The following is a 24,959-nucleotide window of genomic DNA, read 5'->3' as shown; positions in this document are numbered from 1 at the left end:
CCCTGTTCGCTGGTAAGGCGTCGCATCTGTTCGGCGACGTTGGCGCCGATTCGGGACCTCATTTTCGGGAGGATGAGAAGGGCTCAGCGGTTCGTGCGGCGAGTGAGTTCCTTGGCGATCTGGGATTCTGTGGCCGGGATGACGGTTGCGTCGTGGTGGTTGACGTCGATCAGATATCGGCCTGCGGCGCGGTGGCCGTGTTGGATGTCGATCCAGTTCAGGCACTGAGGCGGATTCTCGGCTGCCACGCGGACATCGTTCTCTATGTACAGGTGTCCGTCAGCGCTTCGGGGAGCTCGCAAGAGAGCGAGGATACGGTTCTCAGCTACTTCATTGCCATCGGCGTTGATGAAATACGACGTCTCCGCCTCGCCGCGCACACGCGGGGTGTAGCCCACGAGCCGAGGAATAACCCCGGCCGGTGTCGCGGGCATCGTGGTGACAACCGCGCGACCGAGATTGCCTCGTCGGGTCGCCAGGATCTCGACGTCGGAACCGAAGTCCTTTGTCTCGCCGGCGAGTTGGTGGGCGATCACCGCGTGGTCGCCCACCGCGGCCGCGAGGCAACGGATTCGGCGCCCTCGGGACTGGCCGGTGCACACGATCCGAACTTCGGGGTCGGCGAGGACCCCCAGAGCGCGCGTGAGGTCGATGTCGGCTTGGTGGGGATAACGCGAGGAGATCGCGTGGCGCTGTCGAACGTAGGTGTCCAGATCGGGTGCGGATTCGAGAATGCTCAGCGGGTAAGGGTATTCGCGCTTGGTCTGCGACCACACCCACGCGAACTCGTCGGGGGTGAATCGCCACTGCGTATTCGCGGTCATTCTCGTGTTCAGGGTCGGACGCCGGAGTCCGTGGCGGGTGTTTGGTCCTCGCGAGGCTCGTCAGGTTCGGTAGTCGGGGTGGTCATGTCCCAAGGACCGCTTCCGGTGATCGGGCCGTACTGGGGCTGGGCGGCTGGAGCTTGCGCCTGGGCAGAATCGGGAACGGCACCGGTCGGCTCAGACGTCGGTCCACTCGGTGCTACTGCGGGCATAGGAGTGGCGGCAACCGTCCTGGTTGGTTCGGCAGCGGTGGTAACGGGGACGGTTGTCGGCGCAGCTGTGGAGGCAGCGGCGGGCCGGTCGTCGGCGCTGAACAGCGAACGCGGCATCGCCGGATCGGCCGCCGGGGCGGGAAGTGGCTCGGGCCGGGGTTCGGATGCGGGCTCGGAGATTTCGGTCGTGTGATCACCGATGACCGGCGCGATCGCCGCTTGGTGGCCGACGAGTTCCTCCTGTACCCGGCGCAAATATTCGGGGCTCTGATGGGTGTCGTCGTCGCCCTGACCCTTGCGGGCGCCCGCACCGGGCCCCATCGGCCCCATCGGCCCATGGCCAGAACGCCCTGTCGAGGACCCAGCGGTCGAAGCGTTCGACGCCGCGCCGACACCTGGTGCGCTACCACGGACCGGCACTCCCGCACCGACCCCAGGTGCACCGCCCGCTCCACCACCCGAACCTGGCGCGCCAGCGCCCGAACCCGGCGTTCCAGCACCCGAACCCGGTGCACTGCCGACCGGGGACTGGCCGTTGACATTGGGTGGAGTTCCCGCCGACGGAGTCGCCGTCGTCGGTGCCGCGCCCGCGGCCGTCGTCGCCGCGTCGGAATCAGTTCCGGAGTCGGTCGAACCGGCTTGCTCCGAAGTGCCCGCGTCACCCTCAGCTGGGGCTCCCGATGATTCAGGTCCTGCCTCACCGGACGGATCGTCAGTAGGCGCGTCGGTTCCGGGATCAGCGGCGCTTGGGGTTCCCGGGTTCTGCGCACTACCGGGTGCGCCCGCACTCGTACCGTTCCCGCCGGTGTCGACGCCTTCGCCGACCTGCGGCGGCGCGACGAACGAGGGAACATCGGCCCCCGAAGGCGGGAACGTCGGTAGGTAGGTCGTGTTGACCGCCGCGACCGCCAGTGCCCGCAACCGGGTCGCGTTCTCGTCGTCGCCGCGTGCCTTCTCGCCACTGACCAGCCCGGGCAGCACCGATTCGGAGGCGTTGTCGGGATCGGCGACGGTTTCCACTGGCGGCGGTGGCACCGCTCCGGCCAGTGCCTGGGCGGCGTAGAACATCGTGTCGAGCCGCATCGCCACCGACTTCGCGACGTTGCCCATGTGCTCGCCTCCGGTAGCGAACGCCGACACCGCCGCGACACCCGCCTCCGCCGCTTGCCCTTCCCACCGACCCTCTACCGCCCGGTTCAGGCCGATCCGGGCCAACTGGAACGCGGAGGTGATCGACGTGGACACCTGCGACCAGACGACGCAGGTGTTCCAGATCGCCTGCTGGTCCAGGCGCTGGATGTCATCCCAGATTTGTTGATGGGTCATGGTCTCCGGCGGAGCCTCCGGCGAGGTCACATACGCCGGATCGACACCCCCGTCGAGTTGTTCGTCGTGGCGACCACGCTGCTGCTGCGACGCCTCGGCTCGCTGCTGCTTCCCCGTCGCGGCCGCCTGAGCGCCGGCACCCGGCACCGTCAGCATTTCCTCGATCAGCCGAGTGGCATCGTTGGTGGCCATCACTTCCCCCGTTTCGTACAAACCGCAGGTTGTCGGGTGTCCCGGCCCACGCACCCCATACGCCTTGCCAGTAGGCTACACCGGGTTGATCGGCCGTACTGGCGTGCCCGAGGCCCGGCACGGGGATATGGCGGGAGCGATGGCGGCTCGGTATCGTCGCTGTCGATCAGCAGCCGCAACAAGGGGGGACCACCTTGCTCTCAGCCGATATCGTCCAGATGCGTCAACTCGTGGGCACGTTGAACGACGTCGCGACCCAGATCGACGCGCTCGACGTTCGCACCGTCGCCGATACGCTGGCCGCGGCGCTGCCTGGCTGCCCGATCCCGGCCGCGTGTGCGCAAGCAGGCGAGTACACCGAGGGAGCGTGGCTGCGCGTCGCGCAACGAATCCAGCAGATCTCGTCCGCGACGAGCCAGTGCGCCAACAACATCCAGGCCACCGACGAGGACTTCCAGAAGGCCCTCGACACCATGCGCTTCCAGGTTCCAGGAGCGAAGTGATGCTGCAGATCACCTTGCCGCAAGTCCAGCAATGGCAGCTGGGGCGACTGTCGGAATGGGCCACCAACCTCGAGACCGCCAATCAGGGCTACGAGCATCAGCTCGGGCGCACCGTAACCCACTTCCAGGACCTGCACGGTTCATGGGCGGGCAAGGCCGCGGACGCCGCCTATGGGCGGATGGACGAGGAAAACAATCAGGGCCGTCGTCTCGCGGCCGAGACCACCGAGCTGATCACCGCTGTCCGCACCGGCACCGACCGCGTCACCCGGGAACGAGAGATCCTGCTCGGACGTGTCGCCGATGCCGAAACCCTGCCGTTCAGCATCGACGGGAAGGCGATCACGTTCTCCGTCGGCGCGCAATGGCGCGTACTCGCCGACTACACCGCCGTCCGTGACCTCACCGAGGACATCGTGCGCCAGATCCAGGCCGAGACCGACAATCGACAAGGCCAGATCAACACCGCCTACTTCAGCTTCGCCACCGCGGTCGAGGAATTCGCCACTGCCATCACCACCAACGCGGGCGAAATCCGTTCGCGTGGTGACATTCTGGGCAACGGGCTCGACGTCGCGGGCACTGAGCAAACCACGGGCCTGACAGCCGAACAGGGAAAACTCGACGGTCAAACCATCGCCGACGGAAAGCTCTCACCCGAGGAGATCGACCGGATCTCCAAGAACTTGTTGGCGGCCGGACTAACGCCCACTCAACTCGCCGCCATGCAACGCGGCGAGGAAGTCACCGTGCCCGCGTCAGCGATGAGCTACATGACCGAGCTATACGGCAGCGCTGGACGCGACGGCCTGATCGGTGTCTCCGAACAGCTCCGAACCGACACCACACCGGGATCGCAACAGCTGCGTTCGTCGCTGGCCAACGGGCTGTTGACGGTGTCGAACGAGAACGTCGTCGGCCGCGACTATCGCACCGGCAAAGACGATCGCGGTGGCTGGAACAAGCTCAACCCCGAACTAAAGGAGATCATCGGAACCCGGCCCGCGCTGGGAACCGATGCCCCCGATTCCAACACCAGCCGCCTGCCCGAAGACTACCGCAACAACGCCTGGGACAGCCGCAATATCACCGGCTCCTACAAGGAGTATCAGACCGACCTCAACGCCTTCAGCGACTTCCTCAGCAGCTCAGGCGAGGGATACCAGCCCGGTGACCGGCTCGGCGTCGAGCTGTCACGTCAAGCGGCGCACCAGACGTGGCTGTCCGACAACGGCGAGTACCGCCGCGTCATGAACCCCAACGATGTCGGGATGAGCGATGCCAGGGCGGACAACGCCGCCCAGAATCTGCTCGAGGTCGGTACCCGCAACAACGACTCCAACTACGCGCTGATCACCGGAAACGGAAGTCCCGAACTGTTCGGCAGCGGCGAGCCTGGTCAGACGTTCAATGACGGCGACAAGTTCAAAGAAGTGGTCGCCCCGATGATCACGCGTGACTGGGGTGATGACGGCGCGGCGGCAGCGGGGATGTTCGGTTGGATTAACGATGACGCCACCTCGCCGAATCCGGACGTAGCGACACGAGCCGGCGAATCCGCGAATATCCTGGCCAACTACGTCGCCGACAACAAGGCTGAACTACTCAATCTCGACGGCGAGAAGACCGCGTCACTGGGTGAACGGAATCCCGCGATGCTGCAAGGAATGGCCGAGGGATTGAGTCCGTACAGTCCGCAACTAGCGGGAGTTCCGGACGGGCCGAACAGCCCGCTTCTAACCAGCGGATTCGAGTGGACGGACGAGGACACAAATTTCGAAAAGGCGAAGTCGATCTTCACTGTGATGGATACCGACAAGGATGTCGCGGGCTACTTCAATGCCAACGCGCTTGCCTCCGCCGAGCAGCTTCAGTCAGCTTGGCTCTCATCGGCATTGGACGGGCCTCACGGCGGGGACAACCGCCTGGCGGCGGGATATGGAACGACGCTCGGTCTCGTTGATGCAGGACTTACCGCGGAGGCTGCTGATCGGACCAAAGACGAAGCTTCGGCAGCTGCGCACAGTTTCGCTGACAAGGGCGCCGCCTACGATGCACTGAAGGGCGCGCTGACCGGCGGGATCAAATATCTTCCTGTTGTAGGACCCGTGGCATCCGACATTGCATCTAACACACTCGCGCCGGCAATTGATGTATCGAACACTTATGTCAAGAATGCGACGCTGGGGGTTTATATGGCGCCGGACCCCGCGGTGCCCAATGGATCATGGATGCCGAGCTCTCAGAGTCCGGCGTCGGCGCATTATCTGGCGCAGAGTTTGCAGGACCTCAGAGGCCCGATTTCCCATCATCAAGATTTCGATAGGTATTTCGACTCCGATGGAAAGTTGCTCAGCTATGGGCAGCTTACAGAAGAGATGAACATGGATCGGGCCACCGTCCGGAATGATCTGACCAAGATCTTGGAGGAATACAATGGCAGAGTTCTTGACAACCAATTAAGTGACTACAATATCGAGGTCGCCAATGGAAGGGCTGCGGTCAAGTGAGCTGGCGTATCGCGGCGAACGTGGGTGGCGTCGCGCTGGTGACAGCATTGGGTTCGATGACCGTCGGTTGTACGTCTGACGATGGACCGGCCCGGCCGATATCAGTTCAGGTCAGCAAGGCTAATGGTCCGGTTCCAATTCAATGGGACCCATGCTTCAAAGTCAATGACAACACGGTGAGCGAATTGGGGTTCGACCCCACGACACGTCGACGTGAGACATACCTAGACCGAGAAGAAACGAAAACCGGGTGTCGCTTCACGCGAAAGATGGATGACCCGAACTCCCACGGCGAGGTTGGGTGGCTAGTGGTTATTACGAACACCCTCACGTTAGAGCAGCTGAGTTTTGTTTTTCCGAACGCTCCGAAGGTGACGATAGATGGCCGTGAGGGAATCTCCATTCCGGAGGATGGTGACTCCTGCGGCATTACGATGACGGGTCCCGACGGAACAATCGCTGTAAGGTTGGGCGCTACACCTGCGCGAAGCTGGGATCCGTGTGAGCAGATCGAGAATGCTGCTCGCGTAGTAGAGTCAACTCTGCCGAAGTGATCTACTAGTCCGGCAGCTCCGCCTCGTACACAGCGGCGACCTTCTTGATTTGTCCGCATGGGTCACCGGATGAAAATCCGAGCGATTCCGAGATTTGAACGCTTGCTGATCCATTGGTAGTCGACATTGCGAGAAAGCATGAGTCGGATGTTGATGCTTTGGGTAGCTGGAATATGATCGCTTCTCTGTTATTGATTGTGAAATGTTCGAGTGCTGTCCCGAAATAGGGTTGTTCCTTTAGTGGGACGTTCGATATATCGACAGTGAGTCCCCTTGTGCGGCGACCGGTCTCGAGATCCTCGAACGCGCACCCCACCACTGAGTATGTATCGGCAACGAAGTCAGCTCGTTCTCTGGTACGGGGCGTGAACCCGGCGCGCACGATTGCATCGTCATCCAAGGACCTGCACGGGTCGTAGGTAATAGGGGCTCGGCCCGGATTCTCACGGACGGGCGGAGCTGCAACCGATACCGCGATCGGGCCGGGGATCTTGGTGGTCGACGCCGGTTCTTGTGCGGGATCCTCGCTGGTGCATCCGCTGAGGCCGCACGCGGTAACGAAAGCGCTCAGTGCCGCCATCGTGATGGCCGCCCTGTTCATGTCGTGCGGCCGGGGACAGCGGCAGAGGCGGCTGCGATCGCTCGCGCGTTCATCTGGTCGGCCTCTGCGTATTTTCCGGCCGCCCGCAGGAAGGTTTCCTGAAGTCGGATGGTTCCCACGATGTACTGATCGATGGTGTCCACCATCTGGTCGGCTTTGCCAGAGAATCCGACGGCGAGCTGTTGAGCGGAGGGGAATCCGGCAAGACCCGTGTTCTTCGCGCCGCGATCCATTTTGAGACGTTGTCGGTCCAGCTCGTCGATCACTCCATCGAGTACCTTCACAACGTCAGCCACCGCAGCCGGGTCGAACTTCAATGTTCCCGCGGCAACGGCGTCGCTCATCGCTTTGATCTGCGCCTGCCCATAGTCGACTTCCATCACACCCCCAGATCCGAGTCCGTCAGACCGCCACGTTACCAGCCATCGCGTCAGGATTCGCCGGTGCGCAGGCGTGCAGCGGACCTCGCGCGGTATGCCTGTCCGCTGTGGTGGTTTGCCATCCCATTGTCCGCCGTGTTCAATGGTGGGTTGTTTGAATCGGGTCGGGTTGAGTGGGAGTGGACGATCGCGATGCCGTATGAACTGTTGGCTTTGGTCGGCGTGGTTTTGTGGGTGTATTGCCTGGTAGATGTGGCGATGGCTCCCCGTACGGCCGTTCGTCGTCTGCCGAAAGCGGCGTGGGTGATCATCGTCTTCGGGCTTCCGCTGTTTGGTGGCCTCGTGTGGATGATCGCGGGTAGTCCGGAGAGCGGCCCCCGGCGGCGCGTTGCGACTACCCGTTTCGCTGAGTACGACCGCCCCGGCCGTTATGTGGCGCAAGACCCCGCTGCGGATGACGCGTTCCTGGCCGGGTTGCGTGAGCGCGCCCAGCGTCAGCAGCGTGAGGCGCATCGCTCAGCGGAGCGGCAACAGGCCGAACAGCATCGCCGTTGGGCGAACGGCGAGCTGTAGCGAAGGTGTGTGATCCTCGGTCATGCGAAATGCCAGAATCTGGGCGGCCACGGCGGCGGCGTCGCCGATCGTGTTCCCGGTGCTCACCATCGCGGTGGCCTACCTCGTCGACGCGATAACCGGCACGGGCGCCGACGTCGCTTGGTATCTGGTGTTCACGCTGTTGCTCGGCACGGCCTGGTTTCTCCCCGGCATCGGTCTGACGCTTATCGGCATCGTCGTGCTCCCTCGCCGCAGCGGTGCTGTCCTGACCGTCCTTGCGCTGGTTCTGCTGGTGCTCGCGTCCGCGGCGATGGGTGTCGGCGTCTTCGATGACGCTCTGAGCCCGCTCGATGACCAACCCCGCCTGATTCCGATGCTGTCGATCCCGGAAGCCGTCGCGGTCGTGGCACCCTACGCGTTGGTCGTGCTCGCGTGTCTTCGCGCCGCCGTGCCGGTCATCGCTGCTGCACGCGGCGTAGCGACTACCGCCGACGCACCCGACGCTGTGCCTTCATGACCTCCGCGCCCAGCTCGATGGAATAGACAAAGGTCCAGCGAATCAGTCCGAACCAACTCGACGATGATGTGGTCCGGCGGGATCCAACCCACCTACCGCTGATCGGTCAGGTCGGCACGACTCCGACTCGTTGTGCCAGGCGCCCGAGGTCGCCGGTCGTCAGATTGCGCCGAGCGGTTCTCATCATGTGTCCGACCAGCTCCCGAACCGGAGCCATTGTTCGGACATGTTGAGGCGCAACATGTTCGGCACGGAGGAGGGCGTAGAGCGAGTCGCGGTAGTTGCGTTGCATCGCGTACGCGCGCCCGGTCTCGACGAAGTACTGGGCGCGGCGGCCGTCATTGGGCAGGTCAGCAGCTGACACCGTCGACGCGAGGGCCAGTACCTTGCCCGGATCGCGTTGCTCCATCGCCGCCGACATCCGCCACAGCGTCACGTTCGCCGGGCCGAAGGACTCGTTACGCGTCACCGAGGTGCTGGGTCGGGCATCGGGGAGCCGGTCCGCTTGCTCGGCGGCTTCGAGCAGGTAGGGCTCGGGGTCGGCGCCCAGTGTGGCCGCGACGATCGAGCCTTGGAGGTGGAGCATGCCGTAGGTTTCGATCTCGCCCACGGTGCGGACCTCGGCGGATAGCTGTTCGGCGGTGTCGATGGTGGTCGACAGTGCCGCGGGGAGTGCGCCGGGGCGTGACAACATGATCTGGCCCTGGCTGAACGCGGCGGCCGCTACCGGGGCGACTCCGCCGGTCTGTGTGGCGGCCCGCTGCGATTCCTGGGCGGCGGTCCACGCGAGGGCGTAGTAGCCGCGGGCCCGCAACGCGGACGCGACCCCATAGGTCACCGCGCTCAACACGTCCCATGCCCGATCAACGCTTCCGGGATCGGCGTCGCGCACTCGGCGGTAGGCGTCGGTGAGCAGTGGGGCGAGCATCGGGCCCAGTCGCGCGTAGTCGCAGTCGTTGCGCAGGCGCGTCGCGGTGTCGGTGAGCGCGGTCAACTCGTCCAGCGAGCGCGGCGGTGCGGTATCGGTGACGTTGCCGCGTGCCCACAGCACTGTCTCGAGTTCGGGGACAGCGACATGGAATCCGGCTGTTGCCGGGTCGAGTCGATCCTGTTCGTGTCCTGTCAGATCGCCGATGGTGACATCGAGTGCCGCTGCCAGTGCGAGCAGGGTTCGGCGCGAGTCGATCGGGCGTTCCCCGCTCTCGTATTTCGCGATCGCGCCACGGCTGAGCCCGGTTCGGTCGGCCAGGACTTGCTGCGAGATGCCCCGGCGCGCCCGGATCACGCGCACCTGCTGTCCGATGAAGCGGTCGGCGTCCATGAACTTCTCCCGGTTGACGGCACTACCAATCCACAGGATACGTGCGTTGTCCCGCAGCGGGACAAACAACGGTGGCGCTGCAGGGATGGTTGTCCCGGTCCCGTCGCCGGGGCGATGGAGGAAGAGGCGATCAACCCTCCACATCGGGGGTAGCGAGCTGCGAATCGATGGCGAAAGCCCCCCGGCGGCGGGCCATCCGATCTGACGATTCACCGAGGAGAACCGATGCCGCCGCTGCCGCGCTATGTCCCGCATGCCCCAACGCACTGGGGAAGGGCGTCGATTCGCGCCACGATAGAGCCGATCCGCGGAGCTGAACGATGAGCGCGCCGGTGTTCACGTACTACCGGCGGCCGTTGGTGCGCAACAGGATTGAAGCTGTCGAGGCTCGGCTCGTGGAGGTCGCGTTGCAGTACGGCAGTGGCGATCTCACCGACCGAATGTTCGTCGAGTTCGAGTCACCGGTCCGTATCTTGTGGTCGCTGGTGGAAGTCCTGGACCGACGGATCGGTGTGAACGTCGCCGAACAGGTGCGTCTCCTCGCCCGCGACCAAGGCTACGAGTTCGACCAGATGCTGAACTACGCCCCGCCGGTACCGGCACTGTGGCGGCTGACGGCGGCCGTGGAAGCTGCTGGTGGTGGCACGGTTCTGATCCCGTCGATCGAGCACCTCACGAACCTCGGTTGTTCGGAATCGGCTCTGCTGAACCATATTTCCGGCAGACCGAATACGCAGGTGATCTGGACCGACCCTCTATCCGAAGTCTCGCGAACGACCAGCGACCCGCGCGAGTCCGCACCCTCGGAGCCGCTGGCCGGAGTGCTAGGCGAGTTCCGGGTCAGCCCGTTCTGTGCGGCGCTGAGAATGGCGCGCTTCTACTGCGAGGAGCATCTGTCTCGGGCAGGGCTTTCGACGTTGGTGGATGCGGTCGATGAGCTGATGGTGGCGGTCGTGGGCCCGGCCGAGCAGCGTTGGAGCGGATGCATCGGCACGCTCAACGAGCAGATGGAGGTGCGACTGACGCGTCCAGCGGGAACTCGCTTGTTGGTGATCGACGTGACCGAGACGCGTGACATCGCCGATGAACCGCTCGATTCGAAGCTCCAACGGATCTGCGCATCGGGAATCAGCGTTCGTCGCCGCTACGGAAGCGGCGGCGGCACGTTGACTCGATGTGAGGTGCCGATTCCGATGGTGGCCCGGCGTTGATGTGGGAGCTGGCGCTGCCGATCCTGCCGTGCCTTGCGGTACTCGCCTGGTGCGTGCGCGGTTCGTGCTGGATGTCCAGGCTCACCCGGAAGTTTCGTACTCGACCCGCGACAGGGCGCGGTGGCCGGGTGCCCGGCCACCGCTAAACGGCGTTACGCCGATGCTGCGTCGTAGGCCGCGATGACTTCGGCGGAGATCCTGCCGCGGCTCGACACGGTGTGGCCGTTTTCGCCCGCCCACGTGCGGATAGCGCCGAGATCGTCTCGACGACTGGACTTGCCCGTCGCCGACGACTGGCGGCCGGCGGTCTTGGCCCGACCGATCCGACGGGCGTAGGGAACCCACTGGTCGAACGATTCGCGCAGCTTTGTCGCGTTGGTATCGGACAGGTCGATTTCGTAAGCGGCACCGTCGATTTCGAAGCTGACGGTATCTTCGGCGACCGAGGTGCCATCGAAGTCGTCGATGAGGGTGACAACAACCTTGCGTGCCATGCTTATAGGTCCTGTTCGTTGTGTTCGGAAAACGCTTGTTATCAATCGTAATTGATCTTCGGTTCGGGTATTCAATAGTCGACTCGTTGCCCCTCTGCGGTAGCCTGGTCGAAATTCACGCGGCACGCTTCTTCGGCATGATTTGCGGATGGTCGGCGTTCCAGCTTTCGCTGCGGGGGAATAGCACTACATTTGATGGGGATGGGTGCTCGAGCTGTTCGCGCTGCATTGATCCCACCGGGCCCAGTCGACGTTCGAGAACTATGACGTCTTCGTGCGCGATCAGGTGGAACGGCAGACCCGCGTTGCGTTGTTTTCTGATGAAGTCGCGTTGGAAGAAGGAGCTGCGGGCGATGAGGTCGCCGTCGGCGAGTCGGCCGAGCAGGGCCACGCAGCGTTCGACGGGGACGAGTCCGGCCAGGGTGCCGCAGGTGATGATGTAGGCGGGGAGGTTGACCAGTTCGGCGTGCTGTCGCCAGGGGCGGGCTGTGATCACGATGTGTCCGCCGGGGCGTAGGTAGGTGGCGGACTCGGTGAGGATGCGGGTGAAGCCGGAGAGTAGGCGGTTGAGGCCCACGTTGGCGAGGTTGCCGCGGTCGAGGACAGCGCCGTAGCGGTGGTTGCGTTTGTGGACGCCTTGGCCGGGGGCTGTGGTGACGTGTCCGTGGGTGGAGTCACCGTAGGGCGGTGAGGTGATGACGAGATCGACGGTGCCTTTGTAGGTTTCGGGGAGAACGGTGGAGAGTTTGCGGGCGTCGCCGGTGAATACCTCGGCGTCGTGGTCGATTCCGGCCGCGCGGGCGAGGTCGATGTTGGTGCGGGCAACGGTGGCCCAGCGTTGTTCGTATTCGACGCCGAGGGCTCTGCGGCCGGCGTGGAGGGCTTCGACGATGGTGGTGCCGATGCCGCACATCGGGTCCAGGACGAGGTCGCCGGGGCGGGTGTAGTGGGTGATGGCGTGGGCGGCGATGGCGGGCAGCATTTTCGCCGGGTGGGCGGTGCTGTCGGGGTGGTAGCGCCCGGCGCGTTGTCGGGCGGGCGCGGATTGGGCGGTGGCCCATACAGAGACCGCGGGTGCACCGGCGTTGTCGCTGGAGCCGAACGGACTGGCGTGCTTGGGGGATGTGCTCATAGACGGCAGCTCTTTCAGACTGGGCGCGGCGACGACCACGCTGGCGGATCGAAGTGTCAGGCGGTGGTACGGGGTTGTAGGAAAACGAGGACATCGACGTGCACATTTCGGTGCCGAGGTGCGCTGGTGGACTGCTTGCGGACGCATCGGGGCGGGCCCGTGATGGTGTCGTCGGTGATCGGGACGGCGACTATGTGCCCGAGGTAGAGCAGGTCGGCGTTCTGTCCGGCGGCGACGACGGGGCCGGTCGGGTCGATGAGAGTGCCGTCGCTGGTGTGGGTGCAGCGGGTGAGCACGACGAGTACGCCGTCTTCGGCGAGTTCGTCGGCGGCCAGTGCCGCGAGCTGAGTCGCCGCTCCGGCGGGGTCATGGTGGTGGGGGAGCATGCTGGCAAGGAGTAGATCGACTGTGCCTGGATGGTCCGGCTTGCGCTCGAGCTTGGCGATAGCGGCATTCGGCCGGTCGGTACTCGAGGGCGCCACGGATAGCTGTCGGCGTGTGGTCGCCGGTTGAACGAGCCGGATGCGGTCGCCGGGGCGGGTGAATTCTCGGACTGCTCGTTTGATGATCGGCTCCGGCCAGGAATCGCTGGCGTCGAGCGGCTGAGTCCCGGTGGCCCAGATGGTGGAGGGGATCTCGGCCCGATTCAGACGGGCGCCCGAACCGGTTGTGCTGTGCGGTGGGGTGGGGTCGGACTGGGATCGCGGCATGGCGGGGAGTCCTGTCTGTCGAGCGAGAAGTCGGCAACCAGCACTCCGCCGCAGACTTTTCTTTTCGACAGCCGACCCCCTTTGCCGCCCTCGGAATTCCCGCGAGATATAGCCCTGTGTCCGTGAGCCCACGCACCTGACCGGAGCCGATGCGGCCGGGCGAATCAAAGTTTCTTCGAACGGATTCGGTGGCGGTGATTCTCGATCGGTGGATCACGCAACCGGACGGACACCACAGCGCCACCAAAGATACACAGACGCAGGTAGAAGCCGGTTTCGCGTCTCTGGTGTCGAGTGGGGCTTCGGTGCTGATCGAAAGACGGCATTCGGTATCTGGTGTCGTCGCGGAAGTCGCTTGGTGGCTTCTCGGTGGCGTTTTGGTGTCTCCGATTTTGTGTCCTGGATCGACCGGAATTCGTTTCCCTTGATCCCAGGAGTCGATCACATGAATACACACGGAGAGTCGTCACGGCCCGGCAAGGGTTCGCGGTCGGAATCGGTGTTGCAGGTGGTGCGGTCGGAGTTCGACCGGCTCGGCGAACAGCCGGTTTGCCTGCCCGCGGCTGCGATGGCCGGGTTACCGGAACCGCCGGGATCCTGGCGCGGGTTGCGGGAGTTCCTGCTGGATCCGGCGTTGCCGATGGTTGCCGTCGATGCGGTGTGGGTGGCGTTGGTGAACGAGTCCCGCACGTGCGGTGGGGACATGACGATCGTCTGTGCGGGCACCGCGTTGCCGATGTTGATCAACGTCGCTGCTCGCCTTTCGCGTCCGTGGCGTGGGGACCACCGTGACATCGACGCTGCGGTCTTGGCGGGGTTTCTCGGCGAGTTGGCGCGCATCGATTTGGGACGCCGCCACGTGCTGCACAGGTTGCGGTGGGCGGCCTATCGCGGCGGGTTGAGCTGGATCGAGAAGGAACGCGACGCACCGACCCCACACGAAGACATAGGGGAATCGACCCCGGCTCGCCCTGCGCTGTCCAGTACACCGGGACATCCAGAGCTGGTGATGGCCGAGGCCGTCGCTGAGGGTGTGATCACCGTGTTCGCGGCGGAGCTGATCGCAGCCACCCGGCTTCAGCGGTGCTCGCTCACCGGGGTCGCCGCGGCCCGCGCGGATTCCTATGCGCGGCTGCATCAGATCCGCTACCGCGCCGAACGCAAGCTCGTCGCCTGGCTGCGGGCTCGTGCGGCCGAGTCGAGCGACTCCGACATCAGCGCCGACGGACCTCACGCACTGCGTGTGGTCTCCGATCCCAGCGGTGCTCGGTCTGTCGGGACGGTGTCGAACCTGATCCGCAATCGCGGAGTCCCTGAATGCGGGCGCGCATCCGATGCTCCCGCACCACCGACCTTCCAGGAGCGACGATGCGCATAAACACATTCCCGGTCCGAAACCTCCCCAACCAGCCGAACCCGGTGACCTCGGGTCGGGACCGATCCGGGCACCGACGGTTGCCGCGATTGCTGCTGTTGATCGTGGCCACGGTTTTCGCGCTGGTGTGGGTTGCTGGTTCGGCTGCGGCGCAACCGGATTCGGTGCTGGCGGTGGCGGGATCGTTCGAAGAGGTGCTCAACAACCTGCGGAACTGGTTGGTCGGGATCCTTGCCGCGCTCGCGACGGTGTGCTTGACCATCGGTGGCGTGCGGTACCTGGTCGGTGCCGGCGATCCGAGCGAGATCGAGAAGGCCAAGCTCGCGTTGAAAGGCGCCGCGATCGGTTACGGCCTGGCCGTGCTCGCCCCGGTCGTAGTCGAGGTCCTCAAGTCGATCGTCGGGGGCTGACCCATGACCGCGCCCCACCTCACCGCGCGACAAGCGCGGTCGCCATACCGACCACCGCCCGGCCCGGTGTCGGCCGTGGTGGCGATCGTCGCGATGGTGGCGATGCTGTGGTGCGGCACCGCGATCGGCCTCGCCGATCCCGCCACCCCCACCCCACCCACACCGCCGGTGGTCACCACACCGGCCCAGCCGACGCCAACACCCGCAACTACGGCACCGGGGACGTCGACACCGACGGTCACCCCGGCGCCGAGCAGCGCCCCTTCGGATGACCCCGCGGACCAGACCGGGGACGGTGACTCGGAGTGCGGTGTCACCGATATCGAGGGCTGCGTCGCGAACGCGGTAGACGGCTTCTTCCGCCGCGTGGTCGATTCCGCGCTCAACCCGCTGCTGGAACTTCTCGGTGAGACGTTTCTGGCGACACCGGAGCCGAGCGATTTGCCTCGGGTGGGGGAGTTGTGGAATTCGTCCTGGCAGCTGGTGCTCGCCATCTACGGGCTGCTGGTGATGGTCGCCGGGATCTTGTTGATGCTGCGTGAGACCTTGCAAACCCGATGGTCGCTGCAAGAGCTACTGCCTCGCCTGGTTGTCGGGCTGATCGCGGGAGCGATGAGCATGCTGATCGCGACCCAGGCCATCTCGTTTGCCAACGGACTCGCCATGGCCCTGGCCGGTGACGGTGTCGATACGGATTCCGCGGCAGCGGCATTGAAGGAACTCGCGACCATTCCCGCTGGCGGACAGGCATCCAGCATCTTCGTCATCTTGCTGCTGCTCGCGCTGATCCACGTGATGATCATTCTGGCGATCACCTATGTGGTGCGGGTGATGGTCACGATCGTGCTTGTCGTTGCTGCCCCGTTGGCGTTGATGTGTCACGCGCTGCCAGGGCTCGACGGGATCGCGCGGTGGTGGTGGCGAGCGTTCGCCGCGTGCCTGGCGATCCAAGTCGTCCAGTCCCTGGTGCTCGTCACCGCGCTGCGTGTGTTCCTGAGCCCCGGCGGCTGGGAGTTCTTCGGCCCCAATAAGGAGGGGTACGTCAACCTGATCATCGCCTTGGCGTTGATGGGTGTGCTGATCAAGGTCCCGTTCTGGCTGCTCTCGGCCATGAAGATCAGCAACGGACGCTCGCTGCCCAATACGCTGCTGCGCGGCTACATCTCCTACAAGACCTTCGGCCTGATCAAGGGCGCGAAGAAGGCACCGGCGGCGAGCACCGCGCGCAACGCCGCCGGCGGATCCACTCCCCGCCAACAGGTCCGAGCCCCGCGCCCGACACCGGACCCCTACAGCCGAACGCGTTCCACCAGCGACGGACAGCTGATGCTGCCCCTCGAAGGCGTCCGTCGCGCCACGCCGAAACCGCCACCACCGCAACGCATCACACCAGCCTGGGCGGTGCCAGCGGCCACACCGCGCGGCGAGCAGATGATGCTCCCGCTACCGCAATGGCACGGCGTGGACCTCGGTCCCCAACCTCGCCTCGGTCGCGACGGCCAATACCGGCTGCCGATCAAGGCCGCGAAAGGGCCGAGAAGGACACCACCGCCGGTCTCGACCACACCGCCACCCTCGACAACCCGAGCGCGCGTCACATCCGCACCGACACCGTCACCGACTTCGGCGACCCGAGCGCGCTTCACAACTGCACCGACACCGTCGCCGCGTCGGCAGGGGCGCCAGTTGGCGTTCGATTTCCGCACTCCGGACCCGGATCCGTACGCGGGCATCCAGCCGCTGCGCGACGGCCAGTACCCCTTGCCGATCCCGGTCCGCCGCGCGCGACCGCCGACACCTGAGCCGCCGCGACCAGCCGGACCCGCGACTCCGCCCGGGCCGATGCCTTCACCGCCGAGTCCACGAGGAAGCACACCGACACCACCACCGTCGCCGCGTCCGCCTGGTCGACAACTGCACCTTCCATTGCCTGACCTGCCCATCAAGCGTCGCAACCGGCGCACCCCGCCGCCGTCTGGAGGCACACGATGACCACTCGCATTCCTGCCGATGTCGATCGCCCTGACCGCCTTGTCGGTCCGTTCACCGCTCGCCAACTCGCGATCCTCGCTGCCCTGGTCGCGATGATGTATCTGGCGTGGACCGCCACTCGAAGTGTGATCCCGGCGCCGGTATTCATTGCCTTCGCTATTCCGCTCGGGACCGCCGTCGCTGTGACCGCGTTGACCACACGCCACGGCCTGTCCGGTGACAAACTGCTCCTCGCCGCGATCCGACACCGAACCCGACCCCGGCACCTGGTGTCGGCACCGGAAGGGATCGGCAAAGTTCCACGCTGGCTCACCGCTAGCGCCACCGGCAAACACCCCGACCCGCGCCCTCTCTCTTCGGACGCGGTGACGCTGCCGGAGACCGTGACACCCGGCGGTGACGGGATCGGGGTGATCGACCTCGGCGCGGAGGGGTTGGCGATGATCGCCGCAGCCGGCACGGTCAACCTCGCCCTGCACACCCCCGAAGAACAAGACAGCCTCGTCGCCCAACTCGGCCGCTGGCTGCACTCACTGTCCCAACCGGTACAGATCCTGCTCCGCTCGACCCGCCTCGATCTGACCGGGCACATCAACGGTCTACGCACCGCCGCCGAAGCGATGTCACCCGAACTCGCCACCGCCGCAACCGATCACGCCGATCACCTGGCAGGAATGGCGCGAGACGAACTGCTGCTGCGCCGCCAAGTACTGCTCGTGTGGCGCGAAACCCTCGACCTACCCACCGGAGCCGGGGCGAGCTTGACCGGGCCGTCATCGACCGCGATCGCGAGCTGGCTGCTCGGCGGCCGTCGCCGCGCCCGCCGCCAACTCTCCGATGCCGCCCGTCGCGCGGCCGAGTCACGATTGCAGCGCCGAATCAGCGAGGCAACCGATCTGCTTGCTCCGCTCGGCATCACCGTCACCGCCCTCGACCATGACCAGGCCACCTCGATCCTGACCAGCGCCACCCACCCCGGCAGCCTCGTCCCTGACACCGCCGACACTGACGACCACCACCGTGACGACGTTGTTCACATCGGTGAAGCCGAAACCTTCAAGAACTGGGCGTTCAGTCGCCGAGTGCGGACGACCGGTGGACGAGGCACGGCTGGATTCGCGCCGGAGTCGTTGACAATCGGAGCCAGGCATCTCGAGGTCGGCGCGGGATGGGTAGCGACACTGGCGATTACCGGATTCCCCCGCGAGGTCGGACCAGCATGGCTGGCACCGTTGCTGTCGCACCCGGGCCGCCTCGACGTCGCCGTGCACATCGAACCGGTCGACGCCGTCACCGCCGCCACCCGCCTGCGCAAACAGCTCGCGCGCCTGGAATCGTCCCGCAACACCGACTTCGGCCACGGCCGCCTGGCTGATCAACAGGTCGAGGTCGCCGTCGAGGACGCCACCGATCTGTCCTCCCGCATCGCACGCGGCCAAGGCCGCCTGTTCCGCACCGGCGTCTACGTGACCGTCCACGCCGATTCCGAAGCCGAGCTCGCCGACGAAGCCGCCGCCGTGCGAGCGCTGGCCGCGAGCCTGCTGATCGACACCTGCCCGCTCACCTACCGCGCCACCCAAGGCTGGACCGCGACCCTCCCGTTAGGCATGGACCCGGTGCGGGTGCGCCGCACCTTCGACACCGACGCCCTCGCCGCGGCGTTCCCGTTCAACTCCCCACAACTGCCCGCCATCGACCCCGTCGCGAACCGCCCGGCCGGAGTCCTGCTCGGCCGTGACGCCGCCGGTGGGCTGATGTTCTGGGACCGCTTCGCCCCAGAAGTGCACAACCACAACGCGATCGTGCTCGGCGTCTCCGGTTCCGGCAAGTCCTATCTACTCAAAGCCGAACTCCTGCGCTCGCTGCATCGGGGTATCGAGAACATCGTCATCGATCCCGAAGACGAATACCGCCGCCTGTCCGACGCGGTCGGGGGCACCTACGTTCACCTCGGCGCGAAAGGTGTCCGCCTCAACCCGTTCGACCTGGAAATCCACATCCACCCCGACGGGCACCGCGCCGCACCCGCCGACGCCTTCACCCGCCGGAAACTGTTCGCCCACACCGTCATCGCCGTGATCCTCGGCCAGCAAACCCCGACACAGCGCGCGCTGCTCGACACCGCGCTGACCGCCGCGTACTCCAGTGTCGGCATCACCGACGACCCCGCCACCTGGGGCAACCCGGCACCGACGATGAGCATCCTGCGCGAACAACTCCTCGCCCTCGACAGCCCGGTCGGTGCCGACATCGCCGCTGCCCTGGCTCCTTACACCGGGACGGGTGCGTTCGCCGGTCTGATCGATGGGCCCACCACCACGGTCCCGGATGGCGGGCTGGTGGTGCTCTCGCTGCGGGAACTGCCCGAGGAGCTCAAAACCATCGGCACGCTCCTAGCCCTGGATGTCACCGCTCGCCGGGTCGCGAACCCCGCAACTCGCCGCCCCCGGCAAGTGACCGTCGACGAGGCGTGGTTGCTGATGCGTCAACCAATCGGCGCGGAGTTCCTCCTCAAGGCCGCGAAGTCGTTCAGGAAGAGCTGGGCAGGACTGACCGTGGCCACTCAGGACTGCGCTGATGTCCTGTCCACCGATATCGGCAAAGCGATCGTCGCGAACTCGGCCACCCAGATCCTGCTGCGCCAAGCATCCCAAGCCATCGACGAGGTCGCGGGCGCGTTCAAACTCTCCGACGGCGAACGCACCATGCTGCTCACCGCCGGACGCGGCGTCGGCCTCCTGTCGACAGGCACCCATCGGGCCGCCTTTGCCACCTTGGCTTCCGCAGTCGAGAACGCTCTGATCACCAGTGATCCCAACGAGATCGCCGCCACCGACGCGGGTGTCGATGAGAACGACTACGTCGCCTTGTCCAACAACGTAATTGACGATGCCGATGCCCACAAGGTTTCGCCAGCTGAACCCGCTGACGATGGTCCCGACGGTGAGGACGTGTACATCGACTTGCGGGACGCGGCCTGATGATCACCTCACTGGCCACCTCGGACCCGGCTGACAGTCCAGTCGGTCGCCTCCTCACCGACCCCGCACAGCTCGGCAGCGTTGTGTCCGACCTCGTCACCGGGATCGGGACATCGCGGCCCGCCGCATTGATCGTGGGAGCGGTTGTCGCGGCGGTGCTCGCCGCGGTGCGGGTGCTCGGGCGTGCGCGTCGCCGGCGGATGGCCGCCGGTGCCCGACTGGTGAGAGTGCTTTCCCCGCCGGTGGTCGATGCCAAAGGTGCACTGGCGTTGTGGGCACACCTGATCGGTCTGCTGCGCCCGGCCTGGAAACGCACCCTGTTCGGGCAACCCCACCTCGGATTCGAATACGCCATCACCCCTGAGACTGGTGTCTCGATCCAGATCTGGGTGCCCTCCTCTGTTCCGCCGGGACTCATCGAACGCGCGGTTGCCTCGGCCTGGCCCGGTGCACGCACCGACACCACCCCCGCCCGACCACCACTACCCGAACTGGAAACCAGCACCCGGCGAATCCTGGCCGGGGGAGAGCTACGGCTGGGCCGCCGCGAAACCCTGCCGATCCGCACCGAACCCCTCGGCGGCGACCCCGTCCGCGACCTCATCCTCGCCGCCGACGGCCTCGAAACCGGACAAGCCGCCTGCGTCCAGATCCTCGCCCGCCAAGCCACCGGCCGCCGCGTCCGTCGCACCGAAAACCACAGTGGAGGACACGGGCTCGTCCTCGGAGCGGTGACCGACCTGCTCGATGTCTTCACGCCCCGGCGGCTCGGTCGGTCCGCACGTACCGGCCCCCGGCGCGACACCGGACGGCCTCGCGATCGTCAGACATCGTTGGAGTACACCGCAGCCACCCGCGCCAGCGCCAACAAAGCACGAGGTGGGCACTGGGACACCGTCATTCGCTACGCCGCCACCATCACCCTCCCTGCCGACCCCGACCCCGATCAAGCCCGCCAGGCTCGCGCCATCGCGCGAGGACGAGCCCACGGTCTGGCCGCGGTATTCGGCGCGGTCACCGACCTCAACTACTACAAGCGCCGCCGTCGCCTGCGCCTGTCGAAAGCGTTGGCTGAACGCAGGTTCCGACGCGGAGACCTGCTCTCGATCCCCGAACTGGCGACTATCGCCCACCTCCCGTACGACCCGGATCTCCCCGGAATCGACCGGGCCGGAGCGCGTGCCCTGGCACCCACGGTGACGGTCCCGACCTCCGGTGAACACACCAAACCCCTCGGCCTCGCAGACTCGGGCAACCGACGCCCGGTCGCGTTGCGCGTCGCCGACGCCCGCCATCACCTGCACGTCCTCGGCGCCACCGGCACCGGCAAATCCACCTTGCTCGCACAACTGATCCTCGACGACGCCGAAGCCGGGCGAGGAGTCGTCGTCATCGACCCCAAAGGTGACCTCGTCGCCGACGTCCTGGACCGCCTGCCCGCCCACTGCACTGACAAGGTCGTCCTCTTCGACGCCGACGCCCGCACCCCACCACCGTGTGTGAACCCCCTCGATACCGACCTCGCCCGAATCGACCTGGCGGTGGACAACCTGGTCACCATCTTTCGCCGCATCTACGCCCGCCACTGGGGCCCCCGCACCGACGACATCCTGCGAGCGAGCCTGCTCACCCTCTGCGCCGAACCCGGCGTCACCACCCTCACCCACCTCGCCCGAATCCTCACCGAAGCGCCCTACCGAGCCCGCATCACCGGCGGCGTCACCGATCCCGTTCTCCGAGGGTTCTGGGACTCCTTTGAAGCGCTATCCGACGCCGGCCGCGGCGAGGTCGTCGCGCCCCTGCTCAACAAACTGAGACCGCTGCTGCTGCGCCCCTTCGTCAAAGCCGCCGTCGCCGCCGGCCGATCCACCGTCGACCTCGCCGAAGTCCTCGACCACGGCGGAATCTGTTTGGTCCGCATCCCGAAAGGCTCTCTCGGCGAGGAAACAACCCGGCTGATGGGATCGCTGCTGGTCGCCCGCACCTGGCAGACCATCACCGCCCGCGCCAGCACCACCGCGGCCCAGCGTGCCGACGCGAGCCTTGTCCTCGACGAAGCACACAACTTCCTGAACCTGTCGACCCCGGTCGAGGACATGCTCGCCGAAGCCCGCGGCCTGCGCCTCTCACTCGTCTTGGCTCACCAAAACCTCGGCCAACTACCCCGCGAACTCCGAGACGGCATCTCAGCGAACGCCCGCTCGAAGATCATCTTCACCGCGTCCCCCGAAGACGCCCGCGACCTCGCCCGCCACACCAGCCCGTGGCTGTCCGAACACGACCTGACCCATCTCGACGTCTTCCATGCCGCTGCCCGCGTGCTCGTGTCCGGACAACAGGCACCACCGTTCACCTTCACCACCGAAGCACTGCCGCCGCCGGCACCAGGACGTGCCCGCACCATCCGAGCTGCCGCCCGCCGCAACACCCCCGCTCCGACACCGGACGACGACATCGAACCTGCGCCCAAACCCGTCCTAGAAATCGCTCCGAGACCACCCGGACACGACCCACGCCGATAGCCAAAGCCCGGGTCCAGCTCAGCCCCAACAGCTTCCGCACCACTGCCCGAATTCTGTGCTCGCTCCGAAAGGCGGTATCCCCGATGACCGGCAAACCATTGCGGCAGAAGGACTACCGTGCCGCCAGGAGCAACACACCGGAATCGATCGGCCCTGCCGCGCTGGCAGTACGACTGACCGCCCGTGACCGGTGGCTGCTCCGGATGCTCTACGAGCACCAGGTCCTCACCAGCCACCAAATCGCCGCCCTCGGGTTCACCTCACGTCGGGTAGCCCGACGGCGCCTGCTCACACTGTTCCGATACGGAGTGATCAGCCGCTTCACCCCCTACCGCACCTCAGGCACCCACCCCACCCACTACGTCCTCGCCACGGTCGGCGCCCAAGTCCTCGCCGCCGAGGAAGGCCTCGACCTCAAAGAACTCCGATGGCGCGCCGACCGCGCGATCGGAATATCCCTCGGTATCCATCTCGCCCACACCGTCGGCGTCGCCGACTGGTTCACCGCCCTCGCCACCACAGCCCGCCAACGCCGCGACCAGACCCTGGGCCAATGGTGGTCCCAAACCCGCTGCCAACGCCTCTGGGGCGACCTCGTCCGCCCCGACGCCTACGGCCGGTGGAGCGTCGGCGACACCACGATCGAGTTCTTCCTCGAATACGACCTCGGCACCGAAAACCTCGGCCAACTCACCCGCAAACTCCACGGCTACTCCGAACTCGCCGAATCCACCGCCATCACCACCCCGCTCCTGATCTGGCTACCCACAATTCGCCGAGAAACCAACGCACGCAGGGCCTTACATGAAATCTGGCGCTCGCTCGACAACCCCGCCGCAGTACCGATCGCCACCGCCGCGGCCGACTTCGACAACCCCGAACCACATCAACCCGGCCCAGCTGGTCGAGTGTGGCTTCCGCTGGACTCCGAACCCGGAACCGGTCGAGTGCACCTGCACCAGCTCACGCGCCGCTGGCCCCGCCTCACGCCACCAACGGTGCCGACCGCAGACGCCGAGCCCGGCGATGCGCCGCTCGCGAGGCAGACCATTCTGGCCGCGCCAACACCAGTTCCACCGGCCGAGGCTGGTGAACAGTGATGCTGACCAAAGCCCTCGGCGCCAGCGCAGCGGCCTTCGTCTTCTGCACCGTCATCATCGCCACGGTCGTCGCCACCGCCATCACCTTCGACCGCAGCGCGACGATCACCGCACCCGCTCCGGGAACAGGAACCGCACCGAGCACCGAAGCAGTACAAGACATTCCGGAGAACATGCTCGCGCTCTACCGAGCAGCCCCCGCAGCATGCCCAGGTCTGGACTGGTCCGTGCTCGCCGCGATCGGCAAGATCGAAACCGACCACGGCCGCTCACCACTACCCGGCGTCAGCACCGGCGAGAACTTCGCCGGGGCCGGCGGCCCGATGCAATTCCTCGCACCGACCTTCGACTCCGTCGTCGCCCGACACCCACTCCCGGCCGGCGGCGCGGATCCGCCCTCGCGCTACAACCCCAGCGACGCTATCTACGCCGCCGCCCACTACCTGTGCGACTCCGGCGCGCCCAATGACATGTACGCCGCGATTTACGCCTACAACCACGCCGACTGGTACGTCCGCGACGTCCTGGACCAAGCAGCCCGCTACAGCACCCCCGCCCAAACCGGCACCGGCACCTGCACCGAATTCCAAACAACCAACCCCGCCGCGGCGACCGTGATCGCCTTCGCCTGCGCCCAACTCGGACAACCGTACGTGTGGGGCGGCAACGGCCCCGAGGCCAGCGGCGGCTGGGACTGCTCCGGGCTCACCAAATCCGCCTGGGCGACAGCCGGTGTCACGCTGCCCCGCCTGGCCCACGACCAGTACTTCGCTGGAACGCCCGTGTCCGAGACCCAACTACAGCCCGGAGACCTGGTGTTCTACGGCACCGACGCTGATCTCCATCACGTCGGCCTGTATCTGGGGGCCGGAAAAATGATCAACGCACCCACGTTCAACGTGCCCGTCCAGATCGAGGACTACCGGTACTCCGGCGATGACTTCTTCGGAGCGAGCCGACCAGTTCCGCCCAGATCGGAAACTGCGAATGACCCGAAACTTTGATGTTGCAGACGGATTCGTGGAGATGCCATGAACTCGCCGCCGGGAAGGAGCAAGGAGAATGAAACCACATCGAACGGTGAGTGCGCTCGTGGACTTCTCCTATAGACCGACCGGAAGCGGTCGAATCGTCCACCGCATCGAACAGATCGAGATCCCCCTCGCCCGAACCCGAGAATGCAACCACCACGACAGCGTCTGCCCGAACTGCACCCCGAAATGGCAGAAGGACTGCCTGTTCACCGAACCATTCCCCTGGTCCGACGACGCACCCGATCCAACTAGGACATGAACACCACCACCGAAGCCACCAGGAGAAGAATGGCAAGCCAACACGCATTCGAATTCTTCTCCCGCACAGTGTTTTCCCTGTTCGCAGGCGTATCGGGATTCATCGCCGGGATAGTTTCCTACTGGCCGCTTGACATTGGCCGGTGTATCGAGCGTCCATAGATGTGGAACCCGACCGGAAACCAATTCCGAACGGCGACCGTCCCGGCCGGGACATGACAACCATCCCACCCCTTTTCCGTTGA

22 protein-coding genes are annotated in these 24,959 nt (G+C 65.7%); 14 read left to right on the top strand and 8 right to left on the bottom strand.

Going from position 1 to position 24,959, the window contains the following annotated elements:
* Positions 1 to 83: 83 nt before the first annotated feature.
* Together ACFWUP_RS21995 and ACFWUP_RS21990 are read right to left on the bottom strand one after the other, a co-directional pair.
* A complete protein-coding gene (locus ACFWUP_RS21995; RefSeq protein ID WP_379237103.1) occupies positions 84 to 824 on the bottom strand; it encodes an ESX secretion-associated protein EspG in 741 nt (246 codons plus the stop codon).
* 8 nt (positions 825 to 832) lie between these two features.
* Positions 833 to 2,554 carry a hypothetical protein gene (locus tag ACFWUP_RS21990; protein ID WP_379237101.1) on the bottom strand — a complete coding sequence of 574 codons (1,722 nt, stop codon included), beginning with the start codon at positions 2,552 to 2,554 and terminating at the stop codon, positions 833 to 835.
* 218 nt (positions 2,555 to 2,772) lie between these two features.
* Here ACFWUP_RS21990 and ACFWUP_RS21985 point away from each other — a divergent pair, with 218 nt between their 5' ends.
* The 3 genes from ACFWUP_RS21985 to ACFWUP_RS21975 are packed head-to-tail and all read left to right on the top strand — an operon-like array spanning position 2,773 to position 6,121.
* Positions 2,773 to 3,057, top strand: a complete 285-nt coding sequence (locus ACFWUP_RS21985) for a hypothetical protein (protein ID WP_379237099.1) — start codon at positions 2,773 to 2,775, stop codon at positions 3,055 to 3,057.
* On the top strand, positions 3,057 to 5,567 hold the full coding sequence (locus ACFWUP_RS21980; RefSeq protein WP_379237097.1) for a hypothetical protein: 2,511 nt from the start codon (positions 3,057 to 3,059) through the stop codon (positions 5,565 to 5,567). The genes ACFWUP_RS21985 and ACFWUP_RS21980 overlap by 1 nt, the downstream gene beginning before the upstream one ends.
* Positions 5,568 to 5,623: 56 nt before the next feature.
* Complete coding sequence (locus ACFWUP_RS21975) at positions 5,624 to 6,121, top strand: DUF3558 family protein (RefSeq protein ID WP_379237194.1); 498 nt, start codon at positions 5,624 to 5,626, stop codon at positions 6,119 to 6,121.
* A 4-nt stretch (positions 6,122 to 6,125) separates the two neighbouring features.
* Here the strand turns inward: ACFWUP_RS21975 and ACFWUP_RS21970 are convergent, their stop codons facing one another.
* Both ACFWUP_RS21970 and ACFWUP_RS21965 read right to left on the bottom strand, forming a co-directional pair.
* The gene (locus ACFWUP_RS21970; protein WP_379237095.1) at positions 6,126 to 6,701 is read right to left on the bottom strand and encodes a DUF3558 family protein; all 576 of its coding nucleotides are present in this window, start codon (positions 6,699 to 6,701) and stop codon (positions 6,126 to 6,128) included.
* A 17-nt stretch (positions 6,702 to 6,718) separates the two neighbouring features.
* Positions 6,719 to 7,105 carry a hypothetical protein gene (locus ACFWUP_RS21965; protein ID WP_379237094.1) on the bottom strand — a complete coding sequence of 129 codons (387 nt, stop codon included), beginning with the start codon at positions 7,103 to 7,105 and terminating at the stop codon, positions 6,719 to 6,721.
* 60 nt (positions 7,106 to 7,165) lie between these two features.
* Between ACFWUP_RS21965 and ACFWUP_RS21960 the strand changes: the two genes are divergently transcribed.
* Together ACFWUP_RS21960 and ACFWUP_RS21955 are read left to right on the top strand one after the other, a co-directional pair.
* Positions 7,166 to 7,675 carry a PLD nuclease N-terminal domain-containing protein gene (locus ACFWUP_RS21960; protein WP_379237092.1) on the top strand — a complete coding sequence of 170 codons (510 nt, stop codon included), beginning with the start codon at positions 7,166 to 7,168 and terminating at the stop codon, positions 7,673 to 7,675.
* Between the two features lie 22 nt (positions 7,676 to 7,697).
* On the top strand, positions 7,698 to 8,174 hold the full coding sequence (locus ACFWUP_RS21955) for a hypothetical protein (protein WP_379237090.1): 477 nt from the start codon (positions 7,698 to 7,700) through the stop codon (positions 8,172 to 8,174).
* 106 nt (positions 8,175 to 8,280) lie between these two features.
* Here ACFWUP_RS21955 and ACFWUP_RS21950 read toward each other — a convergent pair whose 3' ends face one another.
* A complete protein-coding gene (locus tag ACFWUP_RS21950) occupies positions 8,281 to 9,495 on the bottom strand; it encodes a helix-turn-helix domain-containing protein (RefSeq protein ID WP_379237088.1) in 1,215 nt (404 codons plus the stop codon).
* Between the two features lie 320 nt (positions 9,496 to 9,815).
* On the opposite strand from ACFWUP_RS21950, the gene ACFWUP_RS21945 reads away from it, so the two are divergent.
* Positions 9,816 to 10,706 carry a hypothetical protein gene (locus ACFWUP_RS21945; protein ID WP_379237086.1) on the top strand — a complete coding sequence of 297 codons (891 nt, stop codon included), beginning with the start codon at positions 9,816 to 9,818 and terminating at the stop codon, positions 10,704 to 10,706.
* Between the two features lie 152 nt (positions 10,707 to 10,858).
* On the opposite strand, the gene ACFWUP_RS21940 is transcribed toward ACFWUP_RS21945, so the two are convergent.
* The 3 genes from ACFWUP_RS21940 to ACFWUP_RS21930 all read right to left on the bottom strand — a co-directional run bounded on the left by ACFWUP_RS21940 (position 10,859) and on the right by ACFWUP_RS21930 (position 13,042).
* Positions 10,859 to 11,200: an Lsr2 family protein gene (locus ACFWUP_RS21940; protein WP_379237084.1), complete on the bottom strand. Its 342-nt coding sequence runs from the start codon at positions 11,198 to 11,200 to the stop codon at positions 10,859 to 10,861.
* A gap of 115 nt (positions 11,201 to 11,315) precedes the next feature.
* Complete coding sequence (locus ACFWUP_RS21935) at positions 11,316 to 12,332, bottom strand: TRM11 family SAM-dependent methyltransferase (protein ID WP_379237082.1); 1,017 nt, start codon at positions 12,330 to 12,332, stop codon at positions 11,316 to 11,318.
* A 56-nt stretch (positions 12,333 to 12,388) separates the two neighbouring features.
* Positions 12,389 to 13,042 (bottom strand): hypothetical protein, encoded by a 654-nt coding sequence (locus tag ACFWUP_RS21930; protein ID WP_379237080.1) that lies wholly within the window; start codon positions 13,040 to 13,042, stop codon positions 12,389 to 12,391.
* 445 nt (positions 13,043 to 13,487) lie between these two features.
* On the opposite strand from ACFWUP_RS21930, the gene ACFWUP_RS21925 reads away from it, so the two are divergent.
* From ACFWUP_RS21925 to ACFWUP_RS21890, 8 genes are all read left to right on the top strand, one after another.
* Positions 13,488 to 14,420, top strand: a complete 933-nt coding sequence (locus ACFWUP_RS21925) for a hypothetical protein (RefSeq protein WP_379237078.1) — start codon at positions 13,488 to 13,490, stop codon at positions 14,418 to 14,420.
* Complete coding sequence (locus tag ACFWUP_RS21920) at positions 14,411 to 14,827, top strand: pilin (protein ID WP_379237076.1); 417 nt, start codon at positions 14,411 to 14,413, stop codon at positions 14,825 to 14,827. The genes ACFWUP_RS21925 and ACFWUP_RS21920 overlap by 10 nt, the downstream gene beginning before the upstream one ends.
* Before the next feature lie 3 nt (positions 14,828 to 14,830).
* On the top strand, positions 14,831 to 16,819 hold the full coding sequence (locus ACFWUP_RS21915) for a hypothetical protein (protein WP_379237074.1): 1,989 nt from the start codon (positions 14,831 to 14,833) through the stop codon (positions 16,817 to 16,819).
* Positions 16,816 to 19,800 (top strand): PrgI family mobile element protein, encoded by a 2,985-nt coding sequence (locus ACFWUP_RS21910; RefSeq protein ID WP_379237072.1) that lies wholly within the window; start codon positions 16,816 to 16,818, stop codon positions 19,798 to 19,800. Before ACFWUP_RS21915 ends, ACFWUP_RS21910 begins: the two co-directional genes overlap by 4 nt.
* Positions 19,800 to 22,322: a type IV secretory system conjugative DNA transfer family protein gene (locus tag ACFWUP_RS21905; protein WP_379237070.1), complete on the top strand. Its 2,523-nt coding sequence runs from the start codon at positions 19,800 to 19,802 to the stop codon at positions 22,320 to 22,322. Before ACFWUP_RS21910 ends, ACFWUP_RS21905 begins: the two co-directional genes overlap by 1 nt.
* An 83-nt stretch (positions 22,323 to 22,405) precedes the next feature.
* The gene (locus ACFWUP_RS21900; RefSeq protein ID WP_379237068.1) at positions 22,406 to 23,422 is read left to right on the top strand and encodes a replication-relaxation family protein; all 1,017 of its coding nucleotides are present in this window, start codon (positions 22,406 to 22,408) and stop codon (positions 23,420 to 23,422) included.
* Positions 23,422 to 24,426, top strand: a complete 1,005-nt coding sequence (locus tag ACFWUP_RS21895) for an NlpC/P60 family protein (RefSeq protein ID WP_379237066.1) — start codon at positions 23,422 to 23,424, stop codon at positions 24,424 to 24,426. Before ACFWUP_RS21900 ends, ACFWUP_RS21895 begins: the two co-directional genes overlap by 1 nt.
* Positions 24,427 to 24,484: 58 nt before the next feature.
* A complete protein-coding gene (locus tag ACFWUP_RS21890) occupies positions 24,485 to 24,715 on the top strand; it encodes a hypothetical protein (RefSeq protein WP_379237065.1) in 231 nt (76 codons plus the stop codon).
* Positions 24,716 to 24,959: the final 244 nt, after the last annotated feature.

The sequence above is a fragment of the Nocardia sp. NPDC058658 genome (assembly GCF_042716665.1).
Taxonomy (GTDB): Bacteria; Actinomycetota; Actinomycetes; order Mycobacteriales; family Mycobacteriaceae; genus Nocardia.
This window is presented reverse-complemented; position numbering and strand designations above follow the sequence as displayed.

Coding starts and splice junctions, on each gene's coding strand:
- ACFWUP_RS21995 (WP_379237103.1), bottom strand. CDS start 824: ATGACCGCGAATACGCAGTGGCGATTCACCCCCGACGAGTTCGCGTGG.
- ACFWUP_RS21990 (WP_379237101.1), bottom strand. CDS start 2,554: ATGGCCACCAACGATGCCACTCGGCTGATCGAGGAAATGCTGACGGTG.
- ACFWUP_RS21985 (WP_379237099.1), top strand. CDS start 2,773: ATGCGTCAACTCGTGGGCACGTTGAACGACGTCGCGACCCAGATCGAC.
- ACFWUP_RS21980 (WP_379237097.1), top strand. CDS start 3,057: ATGCTGCAGATCACCTTGCCGCAAGTCCAGCAATGGCAGCTGGGGCGA.
- ACFWUP_RS21975 (WP_379237194.1), top strand. CDS start 5,624: ATGACCGTCGGTTGTACGTCTGACGATGGACCGGCCCGGCCGATATCA.
- ACFWUP_RS21970 (WP_379237095.1), bottom strand. CDS start 6,701: ATGGCGGCACTGAGCGCTTTCGTTACCGCGTGCGGCCTCAGCGGATGC.
- ACFWUP_RS21955 (WP_379237090.1), top strand. CDS start 7,698: ATGCGAAATGCCAGAATCTGGGCGGCCACGGCGGCGGCGTCGCCGATC.
- ACFWUP_RS21950 (WP_379237088.1), bottom strand. CDS start 9,495: ATGGACGCCGACCGCTTCATCGGACAGCAGGTGCGCGTGATCCGGGCG.
- ACFWUP_RS21945 (WP_379237086.1), top strand. CDS start 9,816: ATGAGCGCGCCGGTGTTCACGTACTACCGGCGGCCGTTGGTGCGCAAC.
- ACFWUP_RS21940 (WP_379237084.1), bottom strand. CDS start 11,200: ATGGCACGCAAGGTTGTTGTCACCCTCATCGACGACTTCGATGGCACC.
- ACFWUP_RS21935 (WP_379237082.1), bottom strand. CDS start 12,332: ATGAGCACATCCCCCAAGCACGCCAGTCCGTTCGGCTCCAGCGACAAC.
- ACFWUP_RS21930 (WP_379237080.1), bottom strand. CDS start 13,042: ATGCCGCGATCCCAGTCCGACCCCACCCCACCGCACAGCACAACCGGT.
- ACFWUP_RS21925 (WP_379237078.1), top strand. CDS start 13,488: ATGAATACACACGGAGAGTCGTCACGGCCCGGCAAGGGTTCGCGGTCG.
- ACFWUP_RS21920 (WP_379237076.1), top strand. CDS start 14,411: ATGCGCATAAACACATTCCCGGTCCGAAACCTCCCCAACCAGCCGAAC.
- ACFWUP_RS21915 (WP_379237074.1), top strand. CDS start 14,831: ATGACCGCGCCCCACCTCACCGCGCGACAAGCGCGGTCGCCATACCGA.
- ACFWUP_RS21910 (WP_379237072.1), top strand. CDS start 16,816: ATGACCACTCGCATTCCTGCCGATGTCGATCGCCCTGACCGCCTTGTC.
- ACFWUP_RS21905 (WP_379237070.1), top strand. CDS start 19,800: ATGATCACCTCACTGGCCACCTCGGACCCGGCTGACAGTCCAGTCGGT.
- ACFWUP_RS21900 (WP_379237068.1), top strand. CDS start 22,406: ATGACCGGCAAACCATTGCGGCAGAAGGACTACCGTGCCGCCAGGAGC.
- ACFWUP_RS21895 (WP_379237066.1), top strand. CDS start 23,422: ATGCTGACCAAAGCCCTCGGCGCCAGCGCAGCGGCCTTCGTCTTCTGC.
- ACFWUP_RS21890 (WP_379237065.1), top strand. CDS start 24,485: ATGAAACCACATCGAACGGTGAGTGCGCTCGTGGACTTCTCCTATAGA.